Origin of the sequence: Candidatus Ornithobacterium hominis, from assembly GCF_900538215.1 — a bacterium.
Classification (GTDB): Bacteria; Bacteroidota; Bacteroidia; order Flavobacteriales; family Weeksellaceae; genus Ornithobacterium; species Ornithobacterium hominis.
Map to the genome: position 1 here is coordinate 509854 of NZ_UNSD01000002.1, position 24788 is coordinate 534641.

At 36.7% G+C, this 24788-nt stretch carries 27 protein-coding genes; 17 read left to right on the plus strand and 10 right to left on the minus strand.

Annotation, left to right across the window (positions count from 1 at the left end):
- Window positions 1-211: 211 nt before the first annotated feature.
- Window positions 212-889, minus strand: a complete 678-nt coding sequence (gene trmD / locus D5J18_RS02590; RefSeq protein WP_119057613.1) for a tRNA (guanosine(37)-N1)-methyltransferase TrmD — start codon at window positions 887-889, stop codon at window positions 212-214.
- A gap of 8 nt (window positions 890-897) precedes the next feature.
- Window positions 898-3330 (minus strand): transketolase C-terminal domain-containing protein, encoded by a 2433-nt coding sequence (locus D5J18_RS02595; RefSeq protein ID WP_119057449.1) that lies wholly within the window; start codon window positions 3328-3330, stop codon window positions 898-900.
- 254 nt (window positions 3331-3584) lie between these two features.
- On the opposite strand from D5J18_RS02595, the gene rplM reads away from it, so the two are divergent.
- The 4 genes from rplM to tsf all read left to right on the plus strand — a co-directional run bounded on the left by rplM (window position 3585) and on the right by tsf (window position 6311).
- Window positions 3585-4040 carry a 50S ribosomal protein L13 gene (rplM, locus tag D5J18_RS02600; RefSeq protein ID WP_119057450.1) on the plus strand — a complete coding sequence of 152 codons (456 nt, stop codon included), beginning with the start codon at window positions 3585-3587 and terminating at the stop codon, window positions 4038-4040.
- 4 nt (window positions 4041-4044) lie between these two features.
- Window positions 4045-4431 (plus strand): 30S ribosomal protein S9, encoded by a 387-nt coding sequence (rpsI, locus tag D5J18_RS02605; protein ID WP_119057451.1) that lies wholly within the window; start codon window positions 4045-4047, stop codon window positions 4429-4431.
- 213 nt (window positions 4432-4644) lie between these two features.
- Window positions 4645-5397 (plus strand): 30S ribosomal protein S2, encoded by a 753-nt coding sequence (gene rpsB / locus D5J18_RS02610; protein ID WP_119057452.1) that lies wholly within the window; start codon window positions 4645-4647, stop codon window positions 5395-5397.
- An 89-nt stretch (window positions 5398-5486) separates the two neighbouring features.
- Window positions 5487-6311, plus strand: a complete 825-nt coding sequence (tsf, locus tag D5J18_RS02615) for a translation elongation factor Ts (RefSeq protein ID WP_119057453.1) — start codon at window positions 5487-5489, stop codon at window positions 6309-6311.
- 160 nt (window positions 6312-6471) lie between these two features.
- On the opposite strand, the gene D5J18_RS02620 is transcribed toward tsf, so the two are convergent.
- Together D5J18_RS02620 and D5J18_RS02625 are read right to left on the minus strand one after the other, a co-directional pair.
- A complete protein-coding gene (locus D5J18_RS02620; RefSeq protein ID WP_119057454.1) occupies window positions 6472-7455 on the minus strand; it encodes an FAD:protein FMN transferase in 984 nt (327 codons plus the stop codon).
- A complete protein-coding gene (locus D5J18_RS02625) occupies window positions 7452-7811 on the minus strand; it encodes a DUF8840 domain-containing protein (RefSeq protein WP_185124681.1) in 360 nt (119 codons plus the stop codon). Before D5J18_RS02625 ends, D5J18_RS02620 begins: the two co-directional genes overlap by 4 nt.
- A gap of 71 nt (window positions 7812-7882) precedes the next feature.
- Between D5J18_RS02625 and D5J18_RS02630 the strand changes: the two genes are divergently transcribed.
- From D5J18_RS02630 to D5J18_RS02640, 3 genes are read left to right on the plus strand one after another with little or no spacing between them, the layout of a single operon-like run.
- Window positions 7883-8293, plus strand: coding sequence for a thiol-disulfide oxidoreductase DCC family protein (locus D5J18_RS02630; RefSeq protein ID WP_119057455.1), 411 nt, complete (start codon window positions 7883-7885; stop codon window positions 8291-8293).
- Between the two features lie 37 nt (window positions 8294-8330).
- A complete protein-coding gene (gene rpe, locus D5J18_RS02635) occupies window positions 8331-8978 on the plus strand; it encodes a ribulose-phosphate 3-epimerase (RefSeq protein WP_119057456.1) in 648 nt (215 codons plus the stop codon).
- Entirely contained in the window at window positions 8979-9329 is a 351-nt protein-coding gene (locus D5J18_RS02640; protein ID WP_119057457.1) for a hypothetical protein, read from the plus strand. It abuts the gene before it with no gap.
- Here D5J18_RS02640 and D5J18_RS02645 read toward each other — a convergent pair.
- Both D5J18_RS02645 and mnmC2 read right to left on the minus strand, forming a co-directional pair.
- The gene (locus D5J18_RS02645; RefSeq protein WP_119057458.1) at window positions 9314-9748 is read right to left on the minus strand and encodes an NUDIX hydrolase; all 435 of its coding nucleotides are present in this window, start codon (window positions 9746-9748) and stop codon (window positions 9314-9316) included. The two genes, D5J18_RS02640 and D5J18_RS02645, sit on opposite strands and share 16 nt — an antisense overlap.
- Window positions 9736-10416 (minus strand): tRNA (5-methylaminomethyl-2-thiouridine)(34)-methyltransferase MnmC2, encoded by a 681-nt coding sequence (gene mnmC2 / locus D5J18_RS02650; protein WP_165844943.1) that lies wholly within the window; start codon window positions 10414-10416, stop codon window positions 9736-9738. Before mnmC2 ends, D5J18_RS02645 begins: the two co-directional genes overlap by 13 nt.
- Window positions 10417-10496: 80 nt before the next feature.
- Between mnmC2 and D5J18_RS02655 the strand changes: the two genes are divergently transcribed.
- Window positions 10497-11552: a branched-chain amino acid aminotransferase gene (locus D5J18_RS02655; protein WP_119057459.1), complete on the plus strand. Its 1056-nt coding sequence runs from the start codon at window positions 10497-10499 to the stop codon at window positions 11550-11552.
- A 68-nt stretch (window positions 11553-11620) separates the two neighbouring features.
- Here the strand turns inward: D5J18_RS02655 and rsmD are convergent, their stop codons facing one another.
- Genes rsmD through D5J18_RS02670 form a run of 3 tightly spaced genes read right to left on the minus strand, consistent with a single transcriptional unit; the run spans window position 11621 to window position 13603 of the window.
- The gene (rsmD, locus tag D5J18_RS02660) at window positions 11621-12163 is read right to left on the minus strand and encodes a 16S rRNA (guanine(966)-N(2))-methyltransferase RsmD (RefSeq protein WP_119057460.1); all 543 of its coding nucleotides are present in this window, start codon (window positions 12161-12163) and stop codon (window positions 11621-11623) included.
- A 6-nt stretch (window positions 12164-12169) separates the two neighbouring features.
- Window positions 12170-12859, minus strand: a complete 690-nt coding sequence (locus tag D5J18_RS02665) for a DUF3822 family protein (RefSeq protein ID WP_119057461.1) — start codon at window positions 12857-12859, stop codon at window positions 12170-12172.
- A gap of 30 nt (window positions 12860-12889) precedes the next feature.
- Entirely contained in the window at window positions 12890-13603 is a 714-nt protein-coding gene (locus D5J18_RS02670) for a hypothetical protein (protein WP_119057462.1), read from the minus strand.
- A gap of 99 nt (window positions 13604-13702) precedes the next feature.
- Between D5J18_RS02670 and kdsB the strand changes: the two genes are divergently transcribed.
- The 6 genes from kdsB to D5J18_RS02700 all read left to right on the plus strand — a co-directional run bounded on the left by kdsB (window position 13703) and on the right by D5J18_RS02700 (window position 18854).
- Complete coding sequence (kdsB, locus tag D5J18_RS02675) at window positions 13703-14440, plus strand: 3-deoxy-manno-octulosonate cytidylyltransferase (protein ID WP_119057615.1); 738 nt, start codon at window positions 13703-13705, stop codon at window positions 14438-14440.
- The gene (locus D5J18_RS02680) at window positions 14433-15092 is read left to right on the plus strand and encodes a LolA family protein (RefSeq protein ID WP_133298091.1); all 660 of its coding nucleotides are present in this window, start codon (window positions 14433-14435) and stop codon (window positions 15090-15092) included. Before kdsB ends, D5J18_RS02680 begins: the two co-directional genes overlap by 8 nt.
- Window positions 15089-15316 carry a DUF3820 family protein gene (locus D5J18_RS02685; RefSeq protein WP_119057464.1) on the plus strand — a complete coding sequence of 76 codons (228 nt, stop codon included), beginning with the start codon at window positions 15089-15091 and terminating at the stop codon, window positions 15314-15316. Before D5J18_RS02680 ends, D5J18_RS02685 begins: the two co-directional genes overlap by 4 nt.
- A gap of 88 nt (window positions 15317-15404) precedes the next feature.
- Window positions 15405-16157, plus strand: coding sequence for a Fe-S cluster assembly ATPase SufC (gene sufC / locus D5J18_RS02690; protein ID WP_119057616.1), 753 nt, complete (start codon window positions 15405-15407; stop codon window positions 16155-16157).
- Between the two features lie 4 nt (window positions 16158-16161).
- Window positions 16162-17436, plus strand: coding sequence for a Fe-S cluster assembly protein SufD (gene sufD / locus D5J18_RS02695; protein ID WP_119057465.1), 1275 nt, complete (start codon window positions 16162-16164; stop codon window positions 17434-17436).
- Window positions 17437-17633: 197 nt separating this feature from the next.
- Window positions 17634-18854, plus strand: a complete 1221-nt coding sequence (locus D5J18_RS02700; protein WP_119057466.1) for an aminotransferase class V-fold PLP-dependent enzyme — start codon at window positions 17634-17636, stop codon at window positions 18852-18854.
- Window positions 18855-18941: 87 nt separating this feature from the next.
- On the opposite strand, the gene rho is transcribed toward D5J18_RS02700, so the two are convergent.
- On the minus strand, window positions 18942-20606 hold the full coding sequence (gene rho, locus D5J18_RS02705) for a transcription termination factor Rho (protein WP_119057467.1): 1665 nt from the start codon (window positions 20604-20606) through the stop codon (window positions 18942-18944).
- Between the two features lie 161 nt (window positions 20607-20767).
- Here rho and D5J18_RS02710 point away from each other — a divergent pair, with 161 nt between their 5' ends.
- From D5J18_RS02710 to prfA, 3 genes are all read left to right on the plus strand, one after another.
- Window positions 20768-21175, plus strand: coding sequence for a DUF4293 domain-containing protein (locus tag D5J18_RS02710; RefSeq protein ID WP_119057468.1), 408 nt, complete (start codon window positions 20768-20770; stop codon window positions 21173-21175).
- Between the two features lie 241 nt (window positions 21176-21416).
- A complete protein-coding gene (locus D5J18_RS02715) occupies window positions 21417-23603 on the plus strand; it encodes a glutamine synthetase III family protein (protein ID WP_119057469.1) in 2187 nt (728 codons plus the stop codon).
- Window positions 23604-23705: 102 nt separating this feature from the next.
- A complete protein-coding gene (prfA, locus tag D5J18_RS02720) occupies window positions 23706-24788 on the plus strand; it encodes a peptide chain release factor 1 (RefSeq protein ID WP_119057470.1) in 1083 nt (360 codons plus the stop codon).

The following is a 24788-nucleotide window of genomic DNA, read 5'->3' on the forward strand; positions in this document are numbered from 1 at the left end:
TCATCAGTGCACCATCTGAATACACGATTAGCCATTCCCTCAAGTGCAACCCTGTATGTTAAATTATATTAATTTTACCAAAAAGGAAAATAATTTTCTTTCTATTTACTAGTAGGAAGAGTAAGGGAAGCAATTATATGTTTGATGTCAATGATTCATAAATGGGGGAGGAGAGCAAAAATTTTTTAAGGCTTAGAAAAAATAGCAAAGATTAGTCGCTTAAAAGATCAGGCCGACGCTCAGCCGTCCGTATTTCTGCAGATTTTTGGCGCCATTCATCAATGGCCTTGAAATTCCCGCTTAGCAGTACTTCAGGGACTTTTCTGCCACGCCATTCGGGCGGACGTGTGTAGACAGCTGGGGCCAGTAAATTGTCTTGAAAAGAATCCGTAAGTGCAGAAGTTTCATCATTCAAGACGCCAGGTAGCAATCGCACAACTGCATCCACAATTATAGCTGCGGCCAATTCGCCGCCGCTCAGTACAAAATCACCGATGGAAATTTCCATGGTGACATACTCATCGCGCACACGTTGGTCAATGCCTTTGTAGTGCCCACAAAGAATGATGATGTTTTGTTGAAGAGAAATCTGATTGGCTAAGCGTTGCTGAAAAGTCTTGCCATCGGGTGTTACGTAGATGATTTCATCATAATTCCTCTCTGCTTTCAGCTTTTCAATACAAGCCTCTATAGGCTCGGGAGTCATGACCATACCAGCGCCGCCTCCGTATTGGTAATCATCGACTGATTTATAATTATCCGTTGCAAAATCACGTAAATTATGAACGTGTATTTTGGCTAAAGATTTATCTTGAGCACGCTGCAAAATACTATTGCTAAACGGGCTTGAGAGCAAATCTGGAACGACGGAAATAATATCTATTCTCATCATTTCAATCAAATTGCGGGATATTCTGTAGGATTAGACTCATGCATTACCGCATAGACACCTTCTACAATATCATCTAAGGAAGGCTTGCTAAAGTAATCTCCATCGCTAGCATAGGCAGGGCGGTGCGCTTTTGCTGTGATGGTTTTAGGTTGGCTGTCTAAGCTGAAATAGGCATTGTCTTTTTCTAAAATTTGCTGAAGAATATAGGCTGAAGCTCCTCCAGGAACGTCTTCGTCAATAATGAATAAACGATTGGTTTTTTGAACACTTTTTGCAATCTGCCCAGATAAATCTAGCGGGAGGAGAGTTTGGACGTCAATGACTTCACAAGAAATATTCATTTGAGCTAATTCCTCTGCTGCTTTAGCAACGATACGCCAAGTAGAACCATAAGTCACTAAAGTTACATCGCTTCCTCGGTGGGTGATTTCTACTTCACCAATCGGCGTTTTGAACTCACCTAAATTGTTGGGCATAGTCTCTTTTAGGCGATAGCCGTTGAGACTTTCTATCACAATCGCGGGAGAATTTAAATCTAGCAAAGTATTGTAGAATCCAGCGGCCTTGGTCATATCTCGTGGCACACAAACGTACATTCCACGGACTAAATTTAGAATTCCAGCCATTGGAGAACCAGCGTGCCAAATGCCTTCTAACCGATGCCCTCTTGTGCGTACAATTACTGGTGCTTTTTGTGTGCCAGCAGAGCGATAAAAAAGGGTAGATAAATCATCGCTCATCAATTGCAGGCAATAAAGCACGTAGTCCAAATACTGAATCTCTGCAATGGGGCGTAAACCACGCATTGCCAAGCCAATTCCTTGGCCTAGAATCGTCGCTTCTCTGATGCCAGTATCGCTGATTTTTTCGATTCCAAATTTCTCTTGCAGGCCTTCTAAACCTTGGTTTACATCACCGATTTTCCCAGTATCTTCCCCGAAGATTAAAACATTATCTCGAGATGAAAATATTTTTTCAAAATTATCTCTCAATATAATTCTGCCGTCCACAGTCTTGGTATTTTCATCAAAACTTGGCTTGACTTCACTAGGCAATTCACCAAAGTCGTCGGCATAAAGCCCCGCAGAATAATTTTTTGTTTGAATGGCTAAATTTTTCTTCAGCCATTGTTTTAATTCATTTCTTTCAGAAGAATTTTCGCCTCTCGTTACCCAAACGGCAGAACGTACGGCATGGAAAATGTCTTTTTTATAAATGGAAGGTTTATTTATTAAGCCTTGTAAAATTTCTTCAATTTTTTCTTTCTCTGAGCTTGAATTTTTTAAAGCCTTTAGAAATTCTTCAACCTCTTTTTGCAAGCTAGAAATCTGATTTTGATAGAAATCCCAAGCCTCTTTTTGTTGTTCTTTCACACTAGCTTTAGCCTTGCTTTCAATTTCGTTGAGCTCTTCTTCTGTCGCCAAAATCAGTGTTTCGCCATTTTCTTCTGCACGAAAGTTGGAAATCCATTTTCTAAAGAGTTCAATGTTATCATTTTCTGCCTCCCAATTTAGTCTCTCTTTACTCTTATAGCGTTCGTGAGAGCCTGAGGTAGAATGTCCCTGAGGCTGGGTGCAATGTTGCACGTGTACAACCACGGGGATGTGCTGTTCACGTGCAAAGCGTTCAGCTTTTTCATAAGACTCTACCAAATGTGGATAGTTGGTAGCGGAGGTGGTGATGATTTCAAAACCACGCTCATCGTTGTTCCTTTGGAAACCTTTGAGTAGCTCGCTGAGATTTGTCTTTGTTCGTTGGTGTTCTTGCCCGACAGAAATACCATATTCATCGTCCCAAATGGAGATGATAACGGGGATTTGTAAAACACCACAAGCATTGATGGTTTCCCAGAAGAGCCCCTCTGAAGTACTCGCATCGCCAATGGTTCCAAAAGCAATTTCCTGCCCATTTACAGAGAAATTTTGCTTAGGATCAGCCTCAGGGTGTTTTTTGTAGAACTTAGAAGCTTGCCCCAATCCTACTAAACGCGGCATTTGACCAGCCGTGGTAGAAATATCTGAACTGGAATTTTTCTGCTCGGTTAGTTTTCGCCAAGAGCCATCAGCATTTAGCAAAGGTGAAGAGAAATGAGAAGTCATTTGTCGCCCAGCAGAAGAAGGTTCCATTTCTAAATCGGTAATAGCATATAGCTGAGCAAAGCAACTCCTGGGTGTTGTTTGCCCGATTGCCATCATAAAGGTTTGGTCTCTGTAGTAGCCTGAGCGGAAGTCTCCATTCTTGAAAACTCTTGCCATAGCCAATTGCGGCAATTCTTTACCAGCCCCAAAGATTCCAAATTTAGCCTTCCCGGTAAGAACTTCTCGCCGCCCGAGTAAACTCATTTGCCGACTGAGATGAGCAATGTAGAAATCGTTTAAGATTTGTTGTTTGAAATCTTCAAAAGAAATTTGGTTGTTTATTGTTTCTTGCTGATGCATTATATTATAAATTTGTGAAGCCTTACAAAATTAAAAAAGAAATTTAATAATTAAAATTGATATTCATGCCTGCAATGATGAATATTTCAAATATTGAAATGCCTTACATCAACTGTTTGTTAATGAAAGTGATTGATTAATCATTTATCAATTAAATTACGTTATTTTTTTGCATAGTCAGAAATAATATTTAAATTTGCACCCCGATTTTATCCAAAAAAGAGTCAAAAAAACAATAATTTAAAATTATTCAGGTGGATACACTTAGTTATAAAACGATTTCAGTCAACAAAGAAAATGCTAACAAAGAGTGGTTGTTAGTAGATGCTGAAGGTCAGGCATTAGGAAGATTAGCTTCTAAATTAGCTAAACTTTTAAGAGGAAAACATAAACCCAACTTTACACCTCATGCTGATTGCGGAGATTATGTTGTAGTAATCAATGCGGATAAAATTAGTCTTTCTGGTAACAAATGGGCTGATAAAGTTTATGAAAGATATACAGGCTTTCCTGGTGGTAAAAGAACTTTGACGGCAGAACAATTGATGGCCAAAGATAGTACCATGATGGTGGAAAAAGCTGTACGTGGAATGTTACCTAAAAATAAATTAGGTAGAAAAATACTTAAAAATATGAAGGTCTATGCTAGTGAAGAACATGAGCAAACAGCACAGCAACCTCGTAAATTAGAAATTAACGAATTCAAATAAAAATATGGCGGCAATTCACAAAATTGGTAGAAGAAAAACTTCTGTAGCCAGAGCATACGTTCAAGAAGGCAAGGGGCAAATTACGATTAATGGTAAAGATTTAGAACAATATTTCGGGACAGGAGTTCTGAGATATAAAGTGAAACAACCTTTCCAGTTGACAGAGACATTAGACCAATATGATGTAAATGTTTTGGTGTATGGTGGTGGAATCACAGGGCAGGCAGAGGCTATTCGCTTGGCTTTGTCAAGAGCTTTGGTAGAAGTGAATCAAGAATTTAGAGCTGTGCTAAAGCCAGAAGGACTTCTCACAAGAGACCCAAGAATGGTAGAGCGTAAAAAGTACGGACAGAAGAAAGCTCGTAAGAAATTCCAGTTCTCTAAACGTTAAGTTTTTACACTTGTATTTATATATTACATATATTACAATTAATTGATGAAAATAAAAGGTTTGCTCTCTTTGGTGAAGAGCAAACTTTATTTTTCAAAATAATAAAAAAAGCCGGTTAGTTTAGCATCCAAATCTTCTGGGCGCGCCTAGTGGCAACCACCAGTTGATTGATTGCTGATAAGCGGAAAGTAAACTAATTTAAAACTAAAAAAAATGGCAAAAAAAAGCGTAAAAGAATTACTAGACGCAGGGGTGCACTTTGGTCACCTCACACGCAAATGGAATCCCAACATGGCTCCGTACATTTTTATGGAGAAGAACGGAATCCACATCATTGACTTGCATAAAACTGCAGTAAAGCTTGAAACAGCTTGCAATGCATTGCAGCAAATGACTTCTTCTGGAAGGAAAGTTTTGTTTGTAGCAACAAAAAAACAAGCCAAAGACATCGTGTCTAAATATGCTGAGGAGGTAAACATGCCTTACATCACAGAAAGATGGCCGGGAGGAATGCTAACAAACTTTGTTACTATTCGTAAAGCTGTAAAGAAAATGAACGCCATCGATAAAATGAAAAAAGATGGGACGTTTGAGAGTTTATCTAAAAAAGAGCGTCTACAGGTTAATCGCCAAAGAGCAAAATTGGAGAAAGATTTAGGTTCAATTTCTGATATGACTAGACTTCCATCAGCATTGTTCATTGTTGATATTGTAAACGAGCATATTGCTGTGAAAGAAGCTCAGAAGTTAAATATTCCTGTCTTTGCAATGGTAGACACAAACTCAGACCCAAGAGAAGTTGATTTTGCGATTCCTGCTAATGATGATGCTACAAAGTCAATTGAAATCATCATGCAAACGGTAACAGAAGCCATCAAGGAAGGGCTCTCTACTAGAAAGGCAGAGAAGGCAAAAGCAAAAGATTCAGATAAAAAACGTGAGAGAGGAAATTCAGAAGAAGAATAAATAAAATAATCAATTTAAAAAATAGTCTTTTATTTCTTAAAAGACTATTTTTGTATAAATTATTTATAAATTTTAAAATAGAATAAAAAATGGCATATCAAGTAAAAGCTGCTGAAGTAAGTAAATTAAGAAATTCTACCGGTGCAGGTATGATGGACTGCAAAAAAGCATTGGTGGAAGCAGAAGGTGATTTTGATAAAGCAATAGAAATCCTTAGAAAAAAAGGACAAAAAGTTGCAGCGAATAGAGCTGATAGAGAAACAACTGAAGGAGCGGTGATTGCAGCTGTGAATAGCGATGCAACAAAGGGAGTAGTTGTGACATTGGGTTGTGAGACTGACTTCGTAGCAAAAAATGAGGACTTCGTTGAATTAGCAACAAGATTAGCTCAGAAAGCTCTTGACTTTAAAGACAAAGATGAATTTTTAAAATCAGATATGGATGGTATTTCTGTAGAAGATAAATTAACTGAGCAAACTGGTGTGATTGGTGAAAAATTAGACATTAAAAACTTTGAAGTTCTAGAGGCTCCTTTTGTGGGTTCTTATATTCATAACGGGAACAAAATTGCCGCTTTGGTAGGTTTATCAGAAAGTTTTGAAGGAGCAGATGAAGTAGCAAAAAATGTATCAATGCAAGTAGCTGCAATGAATCCTTTAGCTTTAAGTGAAGAAAAAATAGATCAGCAGGTAATCGATAAAGAAATTGAAATTGCGAAAGATCAATTACGCCAAGAAGGGAAGCCAGAGGCAATGTTGGATCAAATTTCTAAAGGGAAATTAAATAAATTCTTCAAAGATAATACTTTAATTCATCAAGAATACATCATGGGAGAGAAACAATCTGTGAAAGATTATGTTTCTTCTGTGAAAAATGGTGTTGAGATTATAGATTTCGTAAGAGTTAGTCTTTAATTATTAAAACATCTAAAACAAAATCTAAAAAAAAAGCGGTAACCAAAAAAGGTTTAACGCTTTTTTTTTAGCATTAAAATTCCTAAGAAATTTTTAATAATAAAAAGATATAAGATAAATATTTCATTAAAATTTTAATGAAGTTAAATATTAAAAAAAATTAAAAATCACCGAATCTTTCACTTTTCAATTCACCATTTTGATTGAAGAGTAGAAGAATTTTGTAGGAACTATTTTGGCTGAATTCCTTTGCTTTTTGCAGTCCCATTGCCATGAGAGAGGTAGCGATGGCATCCGCTTCTGCTGCACTCGGTGCGATGACGGTAACACTTAGTAAATGACTGGCTTGAGAGAAGCCATTTTTGGGGTTAATGGTATGCACAACTTTTCTTCCGTCGGGCAATTCATGAAATTTTCGATAATTGCCAGAGGTAGCTAAACCAGCATGTTGAAGAGTGTGAGTCGTGAAAATTTCTCTTCGAGGTGTGTCTTCAGGAACATCAATGCCTACATTCCAAGGTTTCCCTTCGCTATTAACGCCTTCTGCATAGAGCTCACCACCGATTTCAATCAAGTAGTTTTGAATGCCTTTTTTTTGAAATTTTAGAGCAATGTAATCATTGATGTATCCAGTTACGGCATTAAAATTTAATTGCGTATGAGGATTTGTTTTAATCAAACTATCTCCTTTGATTTTAATTTTCCCCATGCCTGTATAGGCTAAAACTCTTTGAATGGCGGAATCTTCTGGGTAATGCATTATTTTTCTTCCGTTAAATCCGTATAATGCTGACAGAGGCGCCACTGTAGGGTCAAAGAAACCTTTACTTTTTTCATTAAATTCAAAACATTTTTGAACCAAATCAAGCAAAACACTATCTGCTTGAATTCCTCGTGTACTTCGATTAAATTTTTCGAGCTGGGAATCATCTCGGTAAGTGCTGATTAACTCATCAAAATAAAATAAATCTGCTTTAATCGTGTCAGACAAATCTTTATCGTGCTCATAATGAATAGTATAGCTCGAGCCAAAAGCCTCGCCTTGTGAAACTTGATAAGATTTTTTTTCAGGTTCAAGATTGTTTTTTTTCTCTTTTTCGCAAGAGATTAGACTTAAGAAAGTTAATAAAAATAAATATCTCATTCGTGTAAAAATTGAAACCCAGGGAATAAAAGCTTGTAAGCTTCACCCTTGATTGGCGATTGTTGTATGTCGCTTGCATGAGTGATTCCCACTCCAGCAAACCAAACTTTGGCATTATGTTTTTTGGCATGAGCCACCATTTTGTGTGCATACTCGGGGATTTTTCGGTAATCTTCTGGCGGGACTGCTGCTTTTACGAGCACAAAAATTTTCTTTTCATCTTTTTTGAAAGTGACAAACTGTGGGTGTTTTTTGAGTTGAGAGTTAACTGTCAAAAACTCAAATTCCATTTTTTGCAGTTCTTCGCCCACAAAATTCATAGCCAAATAATGCAATTCTTGCGTTGTGAAATTCATAAGTTAAATGTATGAAAATTTAAAAGAAATTTTTTAAGCCTTAAAAAAAATAGATGTATTTTTAACCAAATATGGAACCAAATTATATTGTGTTTTTTGATGGTATTTGCCGTTTTTGTAATGCAAGTATAAATTTATTAATAAATTTAGATCAAGAAAAAAAATTGAAATTCACATCACTACAGTCAGATTGGGCTCAGGATTTTTTATTTAAAAAATTAAAAAAGAAAACTGATTTTCAGACGATACTTTATTATCGCAATGGGACTTTTTATGAGAAGTCAGAGGCTGTTTTTCAGATTTTTAGAGATTTAAATAAATTTGTTGTATTGACTTCTATCTTCCGGCTAATCCCCCAGAGATTATGTGATTTTTTATATGAAAGGCTAGCAAAAAATCGGTATTTTCTATTCGGAAAGCATGAAAATTATAAAGCCTGTCGAAGGCTCACACCTGATGAGAAAGAACTATTTTTAGAATAGCAAACTATCTGTTATCTTCGCAAAAAAAAAAGATAAAATGGCATTAGTTTCTCCCTCTATATTAGCTGCAAATTTTTTAAGCCTTGAAAAAGATTGCCAATGGCTCAATAACAGCAACGCCGATTGGTATCACTTGGACATTATGGACGGTCTTTTTGTCCCAAATATTTCCTACGGGATGCCAGTGGTTCAGGCAATTCAAAGTGTAGCAAAAAAACCATTGGACGTTCACCTAATGATAGAAAAACCAGAAAGATATATTCAAACTTTTGCTGATTTGGGGGCAGAATTCCTGACAGTCCATTGGGAAGCCTCCACGCATTTGCATAGGACTCTATATGCCATCAAACAAGCGGGGATGAAAGCTGGTGTGGCATTAAACCCTCATACGCCAGTGGAACTTCTCAGTGACATCATTACAGACGTAGATTTATTGCTCATTATGAGTGTGAACCCTGGTTTTGGAGGGCAAACTTTTATTGAAAATACGTATTCTAAAATAGCAAAAGCAAAAGAACTTATTCAAAAAAAAGGTGCGAATACATTGATTGAGGTAGATGGTGGGGTCAACATTCATAATGCTAAAAAATTAGTAAATGCGGGAGCCGATGTTTTGGTTGCCGGGAGTGCTATTTTTGGAAGTGAGGACAGAGATGCAGTGGTAGAACAACTAAAAAAAAGCTAAATGAGTGAAGAAAGTCAATACTGGAGGCGGATAGAAAATTTCTTTCAGCAAAAATTTACACAAGGCGAAAAACCCGATTTAGATAGTATGATTTTTCTAATCGGGGTTCAAGAATTGGGGCAAGGGAATCGACGCTTCAAGAAAGATGAAAAAGTAAATCTGATGCACGTTGCCGTTTGCCGTTTGCTGGAACCGTTTGATTACTACCGATTTTCGGGTCGAGATCAAGACGGGTGGCCGCATTTTGATAAAATTCAAGATTTGCCGATTTTAAAACCTAATGAACAAACATTGCTGATGAGAAAAGCAATCATTCATTACTTTAAAGAGCAAAATTATTTAGAAGAATAATAAATTTCTAATAAACGTTGGAAAACAATTTTATCTACAGGTAAATCAAAGTATACACTATTTTCTTCCTTGATTTCCAGCCATTCTATTGCTTCAATTTTGGGTTCTAAAATTTTTAAAGCCTTTAAATTTTTACAATTTACACGGTAATAAACCGTAAAAAGCTGCTCATTGGGGTGCAAACCTGAGCAGATGAAATCTTCTTGTGTGTAGAAATGTTCAATACTTTTTATACAGAGATTTAATTCTTCCTGTAACTCTCGGTCTAAGCATTCCTTTACACTTTCACCAAATTCTAAGCCACCGCCAGGTAATTTGTAAATCATTTTCCCCCAGAAAGGTTCGCGTAAAATCAATAGGCGATTTTGATGAATAATCAAAGCATAAATACGAATGGTGAATCGATCTAGTTTTTCCATGCAATTAACATTTCTCTTTTGCCAGGCGGGCCAGGTTTTTTTTCTACATTAAAGTTTAATTCATTGAGTATCCGCTGTGTAGCTCCATTGGCGGCATAAGTCGTCAACAACCCAAATTTTTTTAAGGCTTTATAAATTTTCTCAAAAATAGGAAAAGTCCAAAGTTCGGGTTGCACCCTTTTGCCAAATGCATCAAAAAAGACGATGTCATATAAATTTTCTTCTGGCTCAAAGAGTTTAAAGTCTATTTTAATTTTTTTAAGGCTTAGGAAATCACTTATTTTTTCTTCAAAATTCCAAGCAGAGGAATGCATTTTTTTAAATATTTCTTGATTTTCTGCTTGAGGAGGAAGAAGTTTTGCATAATCTAAATTTTCCCATTCTGAATGGGTGATGGGGAATTTCTCTAAACTATGATAGCGAATCGAAGCTGAATTTCTCGTTGCCCAATCGTGAGTCAAAAGAGCGTTCAGCCCAGTGCCAAAACCAAATTCTAAAACCGTATAACTTTTTTGGGTTGGGATTAAATCTAATCCGTTTTTTAAAAAAACGTGAATCGCCTCTTGCAGTGCACCGTGCTTGGAATGATAAGATTCGTCCCAGCAAGGGATGTTTAAGGTTTTGGAACCATCTTGGGTAATTTTTATTTCTCTTTTTAGAATTGACATAGAAAATGAAAGTTAAAAAAAAATACTGGATTTTCTATTTTTAATTTATTAAATTTGAAAAGATAAGAAACTTTAATAAAATGAGAATTGAAAATATCGAAAAAACACGTTTGACGGCGGACGTGTTTGAGGAAAAAAACTTTGGGAGTAGCTTTAGCGACCACATGCTGGTTTGTGAATTCAAAGAGAATGAGTGGCAAGAGCCTGTCATCAAGCCTTATGGTCAGATTAATTTTACGCCCGCAATGCACGCCCTGCACTATGGGCAGGCTTGTTTTGAGGGAATGAAAGCCTTCAAAGGCGAAAATGGAGATGTTTTTTTATTTAGACCTGAGAAAAACTTTGAGCGTATCAACAAATCTGCAGAACGTTTGGCTATGCCTGCAATTCCCAAAGAAATTTTCTTAGACGGGCTTAAAGCTTTGATTGATTTAGATAGAGCTTGGGTACCAAGTAAATACGGAATGTCGCTTTACATTCGCCCAGTGATTTTTAGCACAGAAGAAATCATCTCGGCACGTGGCTCAAACAGTTTTATGTTTGTGATTTTAACTTCCATTGCACCAGACTATTACAACAAACCTCTCCGTGTAAAAGTGGCAGACCACTATTCTCGTGCGGCAAATGGAGGCGTAGGCTACGCTAAAGCTGCTGGTAACTATGGGGCGAGTTTTTACCCGACTGGTTTGGCCAAGGAGGAAGGTTTTGACCAAGTGATTTGGACTGATGCAGCGACGCACAGCTACTTTGAAGAAGCAGGAACGATGAATATTTTTGTCAGAATTGAAGATAAATTGCTGACGGCGCCAATTTCAGATCGAATTTTGAATGGAGTGACTAGAGATAGCCTGATTCTGCTGGCAGAAAAAAACGGAATGACCGTAGAGCAACGGCCAATAGAGGTAAGTGAGGTTTATGAAGCTAACCAGAATGGAAGTTTGAAGGAAGTTTTTGGTTGTGGAACGGCTGTGGTTTTAAATAATTTTTCTGCTATCGGCTATGCAGATAAAGTGATGGAATTACCTGAAATTACAGAAGAAAGCTGGGGACCTCAATTGAAAAAGCAAATGAATGAAATCCAATATGGTATTGCAGACGACCCATTTGGTTGGAGAGTTTTGGTCGAAAGAAAATAATGAGTGACTGAAAATGTTATGAAATTTTAAAAGCCTTGAAAAATTTAGTTTTTTTAAGGCTTTTAAAATTATTTAAAAAAACTAAATTTAATGTTGCTGTATTTTTTCTCTTCTTGAAATTTAGGGTGCGCTTCAAATGTTCTTTTTTTGGAATGCTCTAAAATGAAAACACCTTTTTCGTCAATCCATTGATTGTCAAAAATTAATTCTATAAGATTTTGGTAATCTTCATCTTCCATGCTAAACGGAGGATCGGCAAAAATTAAATTAAAATGACGCTGAGCTAGATTGGTTTCTAAAAACTTATAAACATCTGATTTTATGATATGAATGTTTTCTATTTCTAGCGAATGGGCTGTTTCTGCAATGAATTTTGTGCATGTAGAGTTATGCTCTACAGAAGTCACCTCTTGAGTGCCTCTAGAAATAAATTCTAAGGAAATGCTACCAATCCCAGCAAATAAATCAAGTACATTTAAATCCTGAAAATAGAATCGGTGGCTTAAAACATTGAATAAACCTTCTTTAGCAAAATCGGTAGTGGGGCGAGTCTCCAATTTTTTTGGCGCCATAAATCTTCTCCCACGGTGTTCTCCTGCAATTATTCTCATGTTTTTTTAAATAAATTCAATGTGATGGACAAAGTTAGTCAACATTTTTAAATACTCTTCTAAATTATCACCTTGGCAATAGAGCGTGTCCTGCGTGGGGTCTAAATCAGTGTTTTTATATGCGTTTAAGATATAATAAGAAAAATCTTCTTTGGTATTGACATCAAAAATATTATAAAAAATGACTAGCTCTTCATCCATTACCAAGAGCGATAAAGAGCTAAAAAAAAGATGAGCATACATTCTTTTCCCGTGGTGAGATGTTGTTTTTTTTATTAAATTCTGTAGAGAATGTTCGACCGTATAGCTTTCAAAATAATGTTTTAAAACTTCATCAACTTCATTGGCATAACTGAAAATTAAAACCATATTCTTCTCTGGAATATTGATGTTTTTAATCGGGTCGAGTTCAAAAATTTCAGTATTGAACTCCAACCAAAAAAGAGGCTCTGGATGGGCTTCATAAATTTCTGTGGGGACTAAATTAAACTGCGAGGAGTTGAATGTCGCCTTTACAATATCATAGTTTTGCCGCCAATATAGCGCATTTTCTTGCGTCAAATTCAATAAATCATTTTGTAACTCAAAAGCATTTTGCGGGTATTCTTTTTTGTAGTGGTAGATTAAATCTCCGTTTTTGATTACAAAAAAAGAAAATCCACCTTTTGAGAAAAAGATGGATAACTCTTTAGCCATATCTATACGTATTAATTAGCTGATATTATTTTATTTACTTCGCATTTCACGAAGTTTTTCTTGGTCTTTTTTAGCTTGCAGAGCAAGGTCTACATCAGTACTCCAGTTGCCCTCTAGCGATGGTCTAGAGTCACTGCCGACTTTTATCACATCAGATCTGATGGGCGAAGTGTTATCAGCCAGTTCTCTTCCTATCAACTCTTGGTCTAGCCCGCTTAAAACTTTATTTTTTTCTATCGTACCCATAAAGAAGTGGTCACGCTGAATGTTGGTGCTATCTTCTCCTATAATTCTGTCATTAAAAGAAGCGTATAATTTTATAGGATGTTTTTCGCCATTTACAGGAACGTAGCCAAAATTTTCTAAAGCATTGCTGCGTTTACCAAAAATAGAATCTTTCACAGACACAGGAGAAACAACGGTATCAATAATAGTAAAATTCTTCATGACATCAATTCTTTTTCTCTCATCAAAGACGTAAGCAGAAGAGTCTTTTCTGATGATGCTGTAGATTTTACCATTTTGGATGAAATCTTTTAGTGAATCTAAATTATCTGTGTACTCGCCATTATAGCCTTTATACAATTTCTCAGCCAAGGCAAGATCTTGCATTTGCTCTACAGCAACCACATAGCGATTCATTTTTTCGTTATGGAAATCAACAAATCCATCTACAGAACGGTAAACAAAATAACCTAAAACTACTGCTGTAATGATTAAAACGATTTTTAGTATATTTTTCATCGAATCAAAATTTCCTCAAATATAATTTATATTTCTGAACCTAATAAATTTTGATGTTAAAAAATAACGTAAAAAATAATTTATTTTATATTTATGCTCATGAAAATGATTGGTGTAATTCCTGCAAGGTACGATTCTGTTCGTTTCCCAGGGAAGTTATTAGAAAAAATAAGTGGCCTCCCCGTCATCGTGCATACCTATAATAATGTAAAAAAAATGAATTTGCTCGATGAGGTAATCGTAGCAACAGAGCATGAGAAAATTTCTCAAAGCCTTAAAGAATTTAACATTCCTTTTATTGTAACCTCCTCGTACCACGAGTCAGGTACCGACAGAATTGCTGAAGCGATAAAAAACATTCCGTGTGAAGTAGTCATCAATATTCAGGGAGATGAGCCTTTTCTGCCGAAAGAAGGGCTAGAAAAAATTTATAAAGCCTTTAAAAATGATGAAAAAAAGGAAATTCAGGTAGCGAGTTTGATGACTCCTTTGGTGAACGAAGAGGAGATTTCTAACCCCAATAATGTGAAAGTAATTTGTAAAAAAAATAATGAAGCCTTGTATTTTTCTCGTTCGGTGATTCCATTCAACCGCTCGGGCAAAGGGAATCAATATTTCAAACATTTGGGCGTGTATGCTTTCCGCAAAAAGACACTGTTGGAATTCGTTAATTTACCTAAATCAGATTTAGAAGAAACCGAGAAACTGGAGCAGTTGCGGCTTTTGGAGAACAATTATTCCATCAAAATGTTTACAACGCAACAGCCTAGCATCGGGATAGACACGCCAGAAGATTTAGAAAAAGCTATAAAATTTTATCAAGAAAACCATGCGTAGATTTTGTGCATTAGTGTCATCATTGTTAACAATTTTTTTACAAGCTCAGGCAGCTCAAGAAATTTTGAACGCTCATTTCAAACATTCGGGCGGAGAAAAGGCCTGGAACCAGCTAAATTCCGTTTACATGAAAGGCACGGTGCAAATCGGGCTGAGCGATGAGATTCCCATTGAAATTTACCAAAAAAGACCTTACTACAAAAAAATTATTTTTGTAGAAAATGGGAAAACGAGACTGAGTGAGGGTTTTGATGGCAAAAATGCATTTACCTTTAGCGAAAGTTTAAATAAAAATGTTAAAATTCCAAATTATTCACCCGATGCTTTTGAAACCGATTACTTCAATTATGAGAAAAAAGGTTTTTCAGTGAAGAAAAAAGCAGATGCACTCATAGATGATACGCCAGTTTATCATTTGGAATTAATGAAAAACACCCAAAGAGTTCAGCTTTATTTTTCTAAAAAAGACTATTCTTTGATTCAAGAAGAAAATGAAAATGAGGTAATTATCTATAGAGAAGATAAAATTTTTAAAGGCTTAAAATTTTCTACCGAAATCGAAACTTTGCCCAAGAACGGAGCGGCTTATGTGCTGAGAATCAGAGATGTAATTCCGAATTTAGCGATGCCTGATAAGACTTTTCAATTTTGAAACCAGATGCCGAAATTTTAAAAGCTTGCGTTACAACGCCGATGCCCTTTGGTAAATACAAAGAGCAAAAAATTGCAGATTTGCCAGTTTCTTACCTAGAATGGTTTGAGAAAAAGGGTTTCCCCGCTGGTAAACTCGGCATGCTGATGTCAACCGTTTGGGTGATAAAAACCAACGGGTTAGAGGAACTTTTAGCTTCCATCAAAAAGGTAGAAAAGTATTAGTGAAAAATTTATGCCTATCAATAAACTCTATCATGAAGTTATACAAAAAAGATTTTATTTATTTAATTTTGTTCCACAAAGAAAAATTATGCTGAGAATAAATAATTTACACGCCTCGATAGAGGAAGAGGGTATAGAAATACTAAAGGGAATTGATTTAAAAATTAACCCAGGAGAGGTTCACGCAATTATGGGGCCAAATGGCGCTGGGAAAAGTACGCTTTCATCAGTGATTGCTGGTAATGAAGATTATGAGGTAACACAAGGAGAAATCCTCCTAGAAGGTGAGAGTTTACTGGATTTAGACCCAGCGGAGCGTTCGCACAAAGGAGTTTTTCTATCTTTTCAGTATCCAGTGGCGATTCCAGGAGTTTCGGTGACTAATTTTGTGAGAACAGCACTTAACGAATCAAAAAAAGCGCGTGGAGAAAAAGAAATGACTGCCAGTGAAATGCTGAAATTAATGCGCGAAAACGCTGCTAAACTGGGTATAGATCAGTCTTTCCTGTCACGCTCGCTGAACGAAGGATTCTCGGGAGGGGAGAAAAAACGAAACGAAATATTCCAAATGATGATGCTTAATCCGAAATTAGCGATTTTGGATGAAACAGATTCCGGGCTAGATATTGATGCGCTGAGAATCGTTGCCAATGGTGTAAACCAATTTAAAAGTAAAGATAATGCGGTGCTCGTCATTACACATTATCAGCGATTGCTAGATTACATCGTTCCAGATTTTGTTCACGTTTTGGTTGATGGGAAAATAGTAAAATCAGGCGATAAAACTTTAGCGCTAAAACTGGAAGACGAGGGCTATGAATGGATAAAAGAAGAGGCTTAAAAGTATGGCAGATTTAAAAAATCAAATAGAAAATTATTTTAAAACCAATTTTCAATCGGACTCTCTCTCAATTCAGCGAGAGAAATATTTTGAAAAATTCTTGAGTCAAGGTTTCCCTACGCCAAAGTTGGAGGAGTGGAAATACACCAGCATGAGAAAATGGTGGAGCCAAGAATATGAGTTGGCAAAAGTTGATGAGGTGAAAGCCAATGAGCAAATTAAAAAAATAGTGAAAGATTCACAGCTAAGTGGTTCGAAATTGGTTTTCATCAATGGCGTATTTAGTGAAGAAATCTCTGAGATTCAACGAGGTTTAAATATTTTATTCCTTCAAAATCAGCCAAAATTGCCAAAGAAATTTGGACAAATTCTGAAAGAAGATGAAGCGTTGGTGAATCTGAATGCAGCTTTGGCTACGCAAGGCTACTTAATTTCAGTAGAGAAAGCTTCAAAATTAAATCCAGTAGAAATTTTTCACTTTTACGAATCTGAAAAACCTATTTTTTTAAACCTTCGAAATTTTATTGAAATAAAAAAGAGTCAGGAATTAGCACTTATTGAAACGCACATTTCATTGAGCAATCAGCCTAATTTCATTCATCAATTGACGGAAGTTGATTTAGAAGAAAACGCAAAATTAGATGTTTATAAAATACAGAATAACGAAAAAGGTTCAGCCTTGGTTGATTCTGTTTTTTGCAACCAGCAAAGAGATAGTTTGGCCAAAGTGCACACATTTTCAATGGCTGGGGAAATGATAAGAAACAATTTGAATTTCAGGCAAAACGGAGAAAACTGCAATTCGGTGATGCAGGCAATTACGCTAGGGAAAGAGCAGCAGCATGTAGACCACCATACGCTAGTGGAGCATACCGCACCCAATTGTGAGAGTCACGAACTTTATCGTACGATTTTAGATGATGAATCTACAGGTGTTTTTAACGGGAAAATCATTGTAGATGCAAATGCGCAGAAAATTGATGCCTTCCAGCAAAACAATAATATTTTGCTCTCGCCAAAAGCCAGTGTCGACACCAAACCACAATTGGAAATTTTTGCCGATGATGTGAAATGCAGCCACGGTTGTACCGTCGGGCAACTAGATAGAGACGCTCTGTTTTATATGGAATCAAGAGGAATTCCCAAAAAAGAAGCACAAGCTTATTTGCTTTTTGCCTTTTGTGCAGATGTATTATCTGAGGTGGAATACGAACCTTTGAAAAATCATATTTCAGCGATTCTTGCTAAGAAATTAAACGTAGAAATGGATTTTCACTAAAAATTTTTAAGCCTTAAAAAAAAATAAAAATCCAGAAAGCCAGATTTGGTTATTACTCAAAAATTTCATCATTTTTTTGAGTAGTGAGTTGATTGTAAATGGCAAAATTGGAAATTCTCTTAGGAAATTTTAAGAGAATTTTTTTAAGGCTTAAAAAAAATATTTCACTTTATTATCTTTGAAATAAATTCAATAAAATGCTCAATAAATCAGCAATAATACGACAATTCCCGATACTTCAACAGAAAATCAATGGTCAAGCTTTGGTTTATTTAGACAACGGTGCTACTGTTCAAAAACCACAGCGAGTTATAGATACGATTGCGAATTATTATTCTACCACCAATAGTAATGTGCACCGCGGGATTCACACGCTAAGCCAGAATGCAACTATAGCGATGGAGAAAGCGAGAGAGAAAGTCAAGGCGTACATCAATGCCAAGAAACCTAAAGAAATTAATTTCACCTACGGCACTACCGATGCTATCAATTTAGTAGCCACAGGATTTACCTCTCTGCTGCAAAAAGGAGATGAAATCATCATTACTGAAATAGAACATCATTCTAATATAGTTCCGTGGCAAATATTGGCGCAACGCACGGGAGCCGAAATCAAATATATCCCGCTGACGTTGGAAGGGAAATTGGATTTAGATAAATATAAAAGTCTACTGACGGATAAGACTAAAATGGTAGCTGTAAACCACGTGAGCAATGCCTTGGGTATTGTCAACCCAGTGAAAGAAATCATTGATTTAGCTCATGAAAAAAAGGCTTGGGTTTTGGTAGATGGAGCCCAAGCGGTGGCACAGATGAAGGTAGATGTGCAAGAATTGGATGTTGATTTTTATGCTTTTTCGGGGCACAAAATGTATGGGCCGACAGGAACAGGAATTTTATACGGGAAAGAAGAAATTTTAAAACAAATGAGCCCGTACCGTGGTGGCGGAGAAATGATAGAGACGGTAGAAATGAAAGCATCAACTTATGCAGATTTACCCTTTAAATTTGAAGCTGGAACGCCTAATATTTGCGGGAATATTGTTTTGGCAGAAGCTATAGATTTTATGCTGGATATTGGCATGGAAAATATTTCAGGTCATAAAAAATCTTTGGTTACTTTAGCTGAACAAAAATTAGCTGAATTGCCTGAAGTTGAAATTTACTCGCCCAATATGCCGAAATCAGGAGCGATTTCATTTAACTTAAAATTAAATGGCGTTCACCCATCAGATGTTGGTATGATTTTAGACAAGCAAGGCATAGCTGTACGCACAGGGCATCACTGCTGCCAACCCATTATGGCAAGACTGGGCATACTGGGGACGGTGCGAGCAAGTTTTGCAGTCTATAATACCGCAGAAGATGTAGATAAATTGGTGGCAGGAGTGAAAAAAGCCATCACCTTTTTAAGATAAATTTTTAAAGCCTTAAAAAAAAATCATGAAAAATCCGTTATCAAAAAGTAACGGATTTTTTTCATTTATTAGCTAATTTGCAATTAATTAGTTGTTCATTGAAACCAAGAACTCTTCATTAGATTTGGTGAGTTCAATTTGTTTTTTCAGAAACTCCATGGCTTCCACAGGATTCATGTCGCTCATGTACTTACGTAAGCCCCACATGCGCTGAGAGGTAGGCTCATCTAGCAACAGGTCATCACGTCTTGTGCTTGATGAAATCAAGTCGATGGCAGGGAAGATACGCTTGTTGGCAATGCGTCGGTCGAGCTGCAACTCCATATTACCAGTTCCTTTAAACTCTTCAAAGATAACTTCATCCATTTTTGAACCAGTATCAATCAAAGCAGTAGCAATGATGGTTAAAGAACCCCCATTTTCAATTTTTCGGGCAGCACCAAAGAAGCGCTTGGGTTTGTGTAACGCATTAGCATCTACACCACCACTCAAAATTTTACCTGAAGCTGGAGCTACAGTGTTATACGCTCGAGCCAGACGAGTAATGGAATCTAGCAAGATTACAACATCGTGACCACATTCTACCAGTCTTTTCGCTTTAGAAAGCACGATATTGGCAACCTTCACATGACGTTCTGCTGGCTCATCAAAAGTAGAAGCAACGACTTCGCCTTTCACATTGCGTTGCATATCAGTTACTTCCTCTGGTCGTTCGTCAATTAAAAGAATGATTTGATAAACCTCTGGGTGATTGGCGGCAATCGCATTAGCAATGTCTTTCATCAGCATGGTTTTACCTGTTTTGGGCTGCGCTACAATCATTCCACGCTGCCCTTTTCCGATAGGTGAAAACAAATCTACAATGCGCGTAGAAATAGTGCTTTCCTTGTTAGCGATATGAAATCTCTCTTGAGGGAAAAGTGGAACCAAATGCTCGAAAGCCACTCGATCTCTTACAAATCCTGGTTCCCTACCATTGATTTCAGTAATTTTGAGAAGGGGGAAGTATTTTTCACCTTCCTTAGGTGGACGAACTTCGCCAGTGATGGTGTCGCCTGTTTTTAAACCAAACAAGCGGATTTGTGATTGAGAAACGTATACATCATCAGGAGAGGGTAAATAATTGAAATCAGAAGAACGTAAAAAACCATAACCTTCATTTAAAATTTCCAAAACTCCCTCGGCAGAAATAATCCCGTCAAACTCATAATTTGGGTCGAGGTATTTATTTTTAGGCTTTTGATTTTTAGGGTTTTTAGGCTTTTGATGATGGCCGTTATTATTCTGATGATTTTTATTTGGTTGAGAATCATTTGATTTGGCACTATTATTTTGTCGGTACCCTTGTTGATTCTTAGAGGTATTTCGCTGTTGATTTCTATTTTGGTCTGAATTTTTAGAATACTGATTCACTTTTTTTTGTAGCGAAACCTCTTTTTTATTTTGTGGAGGCTCTTGATTTTGTGTTATTTCACTTCTATCAGTCTTCTCTTCCTGCGGGCTAGACCTTTTTTCTTGCGGTTTTTGTTGCTGGCTTTTCTGGTGAGAATTTTTCCGATTGCTACTAGAGCCTTCTTTTGGGGTTTGACCTTTAAAAATCTTCACAGATTCAGGGTTTGCAGCTTGGTGATCTAAAATTAAGAAAATTAGATCTTTTTTCTTTAAGGGTTGAAAGCCTCTTAAACCCATCTCTTTGGCAATAGCGTGCAAATCCGCTACCTTTTTGCTTCTTAGTTCATTAATATCAAACATGAAATTGATAATTGATTTTGATTTATAAAAAAGTAATTCTTTAAATTCAATGTAGTATAGAATTTACTTGAGTCTTGAAGTGTACTCTAGTGCAATGATACAAAATATTTTTTTATTTCTAAGAAGAAAAAAATGTTTAAATTTGCATTGAATTAAAAAATATGATACAAAGAGTTCAATCCGTTTTTTTATTTCTTGCGGGGATTGTTTCCCTTGTCTTGTCCCATTTTTTTGATTTGTGGAGAATCGGCGTAGAGTGGATGCAAGCCAATGACTATGAAATTATTTGGGCTCTGTTTTTAAGTTCAGGCATATTGTCTTTTATCGTAATTTTTTTGTTTCGAAACAGAAGAAGACAAATCATTTACAATTCCATTAATATTTTGATCAACGTAGTGTTGGTGGGATTATTGATTTATCGTCTATTCAACTTACCTGGAGAAGGCTTTGCTTCGGAGAAGGGTGTTGGCGTATTTCTACCTTTCGTTACTATTTTGCTATTATTTTTAGCCAATAGAAGCATAAAGAAAGATGAAAAGCTTGTAAAATCGGTAGATCGAATTCGGTAATCGCACGCATTTATTTATATATATGAGTGTAGAGAGCAGCTATTTTTTTAATGGCTGCTTTTTTATTTAGTATTAAGACTAAAAAAAATTTAAGGCTTAGAAAAAAAATATTAAAAAATTGTGTTCTCTCATCTTCTAACTAGGGGTGTTTTGAATAAATACATTTGAAAATGAAATTTAAACCCTAAAAAATAGGGGTTTAGAAAAAAACATTGTTAAATTTGCTAAAAAATTTAATAAGATGTCCACCTTAAGATTCAAAGCCATTGAAAATTTAAATGTGTTTGATTTAAAAACCTTTAAAGTAGAAAAAAAATTATCAGAATATTTTTGTGAGAATGTTTTCAATATAGACACGATGCGTCAATATCTGAGCAAAGATGTCTTCAAGATTATCTCTACTGCGATTGATTCAGGAGAACAAATTAGCAGAGACATTGCCGACCAAATTGCTCTTGCGATGAAAGAATGGTCTCTTTCTAAAGGAGTTACACACTACACGCACTGGTTTCAGCCACTCACGGGAGCAACAGCAGAGAAGCACGACAGCTTTTTTAGCCCTTTAGAAGATGGGCGAGCTATTGAGCGGTTTAACGGCGGAATGCTGATTCAGCAAGAGCCAGACGCGTCAAGTTTCCCCAATGGTGGCATCAGAAACACCTTCGAGGCAAGGGGTTACACGGCTTGGGACCCTACTTCTCCCGCTTTTGTGATAGGGACGACACTTTGTATTCCATCAGTTTTTATTTCCTATACGGGTGAAACTTTAGACTACAAAACACCTCTGCTCAGAGCTTTACAAAGTGTAGACGCAGCAGCAACCGAGGTGATGCGTGCTTATTTTGATCGAAAAACTACGAAAGTTTATTCCACGCTGGGTTGGGAACAAGAATACTTTCTTTTGGATTTAGGCTTAGCCAATGCAAGGCCAGATATTACACTTACGGGCAGAACATTAGTGGGGCATTCACCAGCAAAAGGGCAGCAATTAGATGATCATTATTTTGGGAGTATTCCTAGCAGAGCTTTAAATTTCATGATGGAACTTGAGGTGGAGTGTATGAAATTGGGAATCCCAGTGACGACACGGCACAATGAAGTTGCCCCCAACCAATTTGAGCTAGCACCAATGTTTGAAGAAGCTAATTTGGCGGTAGATCATAATTCCCTATTAATGGACATTATGGGGCGCATAGCGAGAAAGCATAATTACAAAGTATTGCTACATGAGAAACCTTATGCTGGAGTGAACGGCTCAGGTAAACACAATAACTGGTCACTCTCTACCGACGCGGGCGATAATTTGCTAAGTCCAGGGAAAAACCCGAAGAGGAATTTACAGTTTTTAACTTTTTTTATCAATAGCATCAAAGCAGTTCATGAGTTCCCAGAGTTGATTCGTTCGTGCGTCGCATCAGCGTCTAACGACCATCGTTTAGGCGCCAATGAAGCTCCGCCAGCCATCATTTCCATTTTTATTGGCTCGCAATTGACTGAAGTTTTTAATGAATTAGAAAAAGTAACTGAGGGGAAATTGAGCCCAGATGAAAAAACAGAACTAAAATTAAACGTCGTAGGTAAAATTCCTGAAATCCTTTTAGATAATACCGATAGAAACCGAACTTCTCCTTTCGCTTTCACAGGTAATAAATTTGAGGTGAGAGCAGTAGGTTCCTCTGCCAACTGTGCAGAAATCATGACGGTGATGAATACCATTATGGCTTTTCAGCTAAGGAAATTTAAAGTAGCTGTGGATGAATTGATAGAGAAAGGCTTGAAGAAAGACGAAGCGATATTCAATGTATTGAGAGATTACATCAAAGAAGTGCGCCCGATTTTGTTTGAAGGCGATGGTTATTCGCAAGAATGGGTAGAAGAAGCAGAGAAGAGAGGTTTAGCTAATTTAATCACAAGCCCAGAAGCTTTAGCCACAGAAACGACGACGAAGCACATTAATTTATTTGAAAGTAGCGCTGTATTGTCAAAGAGAGAAATCTATGCACGCAACGAGATTAAACTAGAGAAATACAGTACCAATATCAGTATCGAAGCAAAAGTTTTGGCAGATTTATCAAGAAATCATATCATTCCCACAGGGATTCGATATCAGAATGAATTGATAGAAAACGTAAAAGGATTAAAAGAAATCTTCGGTGAAGATTACAGAGATAAAGCAGAGCAACAAATTCAATTGATCAAAGAAATATCAGAACATAATTTTGAAATTACTCGTTTGGTAAAAGAATTGCTAGAAACCAGAAGAAAAGCAGAACAAATTACTGAAGCGCAAGAAAAAGCCAATGTTTTTTGTAAAGATGTAATCCCTTACCTAAATCAGTTGAGACATCACGTCGATGCACTAGAAATGCTTGTGGACGATGAAATGTGGCCGCTACCAAAATACCGTGAAATGATGTTTATCAAATAAATACAAAAAAAATAAAACTCAGAAAATTTTTTAAGCCTTAGAAAAAAAAAGATAGATTTTTGTAAATTTGCTCTCTTCAAAAACTAGATTTCAAGCACTTATATGTCCACATTACTAGAAAAACTACAAGGAATTCAGCAGCGATTTGATGAAATTGCAGATTTGATTATTCAGCCAGATGTTATAAACGACCATCAACGCTATGCAAAACTCAACAAAGAATATTCTGACCTCACCGATATTATAAAAACGAAAAAGGAATACGAATCACAACTGAATTTGCTAGATGAAGCCAATGAAATTATAACCAGTTCCGATGATAAAGGAATGGTGGAACTAGCCAAGATGGAGAAAGATGAGGTTTTGCAGCAATTGCCTGAAATGGAAGAAAAAATCAAGTGGATGCTGATACCCAAAGACCCAGAGGATGAAAAAAATGTGATTGTAGAATTGAGAGCAGGGACGGGGGGCGACGAAGCAGCAATTTTTGTAGAAGATATTTTTAGAATGTATTCGATGTATTTCAAAACTCGAAATTGGAATTTTGAAATATTGAATGCAACAGAAGGTGGAATAAAAGGTTACAAGGAACTAGTAATGGAAGTGAGCGGAGATGCGGTTTTTGGGACAATGAAGTTTGAATCTGGCGTGCACCGCGTGCAGCGTGTCCCCGAGACAGAATCTCAAGGGAGAGTACATACCTCGGCGATTACCGTAGCCGTATTACCCGAAGCAGAAGAGGTAGACATTGAAATCAATCCGGCCGATTTGGAATATCAAACAGCTCGTTCAAGTGGGGCAGGAGGGCAGAATGTAAACAAAGTTGAAACAAAAGTACAACTGACTCACAAGCCATCGGGCATTACGATTCAATGCCAAGAGTCACGATCTCAGCACGCAAACCGTGAAAAAGCTTTACAATTATTACGAACTAAGTTATATGAAATCGAATTTGAAAAAATTCAAAATGAAAGGACAGAACAGCGACGCTCTTTAGTTTCAAGCGGAGACCGCTCAGCAAAAATCAGAACGTATAACTACCCGCAAGGGCGAGTGACAGACCATCGCATCAATAAATCCATTTTTAATTTAGATAATTACATGAATGGTGATATTCAAGAAATGATAAATGCACTGAAATTAGCTGAAAACGCAGAGAAACTAAAAGGAGAAGAATTGGTGTAA

Bases quoted from the DNA above. Each gene is read 5' to 3' on its own strand.
- D5J18_RS02710 (WP_119057468.1), top strand. From the start codon at position 20,768: ATGATACAAAGAGTTCAATCCGTTTTTTTATTTCTTGCGGGGATTGTT.
- rpsI (WP_119057451.1), top strand. From the start codon at position 4,045: ATGGCGGCAATTCACAAAATTGGTAGAAGAAAAACTTCTGTAGCCAGA.
- sufD (WP_119057465.1), top strand. From the start codon at position 16,162: ATGGCAGATTTAAAAAATCAAATAGAAAATTATTTTAAAACCAATTTT.
- D5J18_RS02625 (WP_185124681.1), bottom strand. From the start codon at position 7,811: ATGAATTTCACAACGCAAGAATTGCATTATTTGGCTATGAATTTTGTG.
- D5J18_RS02595 (WP_119057449.1), bottom strand. From the start codon at position 3,330: ATGCATCAGCAAGAAACAATAAACAACCAAATTTCTTTTGAAGATTTC.
- kdsB (WP_119057615.1), top strand. From the start codon at position 13,703: ATGAAAATGATTGGTGTAATTCCTGCAAGGTACGATTCTGTTCGTTTC.
- rpe (WP_119057456.1), top strand. From the start codon at position 8,331: ATGGCATTAGTTTCTCCCTCTATATTAGCTGCAAATTTTTTAAGCCTT.
- D5J18_RS02655 (WP_119057459.1), top strand. From the start codon at position 10,497: ATGAGAATTGAAAATATCGAAAAAACACGTTTGACGGCGGACGTGTTT.
- mnmC2 (WP_165844943.1), bottom strand. From the start codon at position 10,416: ATGTCAATTCTAAAAAGAGAAATAAAAATTACCCAAGATGGTTCCAAA.
- D5J18_RS02670 (WP_119057462.1), bottom strand. From the start codon at position 13,603: ATGAAAAATATACTAAAAATCGTTTTAATCATTACAGCAGTAGTTTTA.
- tsf (WP_119057453.1), top strand. From the start codon at position 5,487: ATGGCATATCAAGTAAAAGCTGCTGAAGTAAGTAAATTAAGAAATTCT.
- D5J18_RS02620 (WP_119057454.1), bottom strand. From the start codon at position 7,455: ATGAGATATTTATTTTTATTAACTTTCTTAAGTCTAATCTCTTGCGAA.
- rsmD (WP_119057460.1), bottom strand. From the start codon at position 12,163: ATGAGAATAATTGCAGGAGAACACCGTGGGAGAAGATTTATGGCGCCA.
- D5J18_RS02680 (WP_133298091.1), top strand. From the start codon at position 14,433: ATGCGTAGATTTTGTGCATTAGTGTCATCATTGTTAACAATTTTTTTA.
- D5J18_RS02645 (WP_119057458.1), bottom strand. From the start codon at position 9,748: ATGGAAAAACTAGATCGATTCACCATTCGTATTTATGCTTTGATTATT.
- D5J18_RS02665 (WP_119057461.1), bottom strand. From the start codon at position 12,859: ATGGCTAAAGAGTTATCCATCTTTTTCTCAAAAGGTGGATTTTCTTTT.
- sufC (WP_119057616.1), top strand. From the start codon at position 15,405: ATGCTGAGAATAAATAATTTACACGCCTCGATAGAGGAAGAGGGTATA.
- rho (WP_119057467.1), bottom strand. From the start codon at position 20,606: ATGTTTGATATTAATGAACTAAGAAGCAAAAAGGTAGCGGATTTGCAC.
- D5J18_RS02630 (WP_119057455.1), top strand. From the start codon at position 7,883: ATGGAACCAAATTATATTGTGTTTTTTGATGGTATTTGCCGTTTTTGT.
- trmD (WP_119057613.1), bottom strand. From the start codon at position 889: ATGAGAATAGATATTATTTCCGTCGTTCCAGATTTGCTCTCAAGCCCG.
- prfA (WP_119057470.1), top strand. From the start codon at position 23,706: ATGTCCACATTACTAGAAAAACTACAAGGAATTCAGCAGCGATTTGAT.
- D5J18_RS02700 (WP_119057466.1), top strand. From the start codon at position 17,634: ATGCTCAATAAATCAGCAATAATACGACAATTCCCGATACTTCAACAG.
- D5J18_RS02640 (WP_119057457.1), top strand. From the start codon at position 8,979: ATGAGTGAAGAAAGTCAATACTGGAGGCGGATAGAAAATTTCTTTCAG.
- rpsB (WP_119057452.1), top strand. From the start codon at position 4,645: ATGGCAAAAAAAAGCGTAAAAGAATTACTAGACGCAGGGGTGCACTTT.
- D5J18_RS02715 (WP_119057469.1), top strand. From the start codon at position 21,417: ATGTCCACCTTAAGATTCAAAGCCATTGAAAATTTAAATGTGTTTGAT.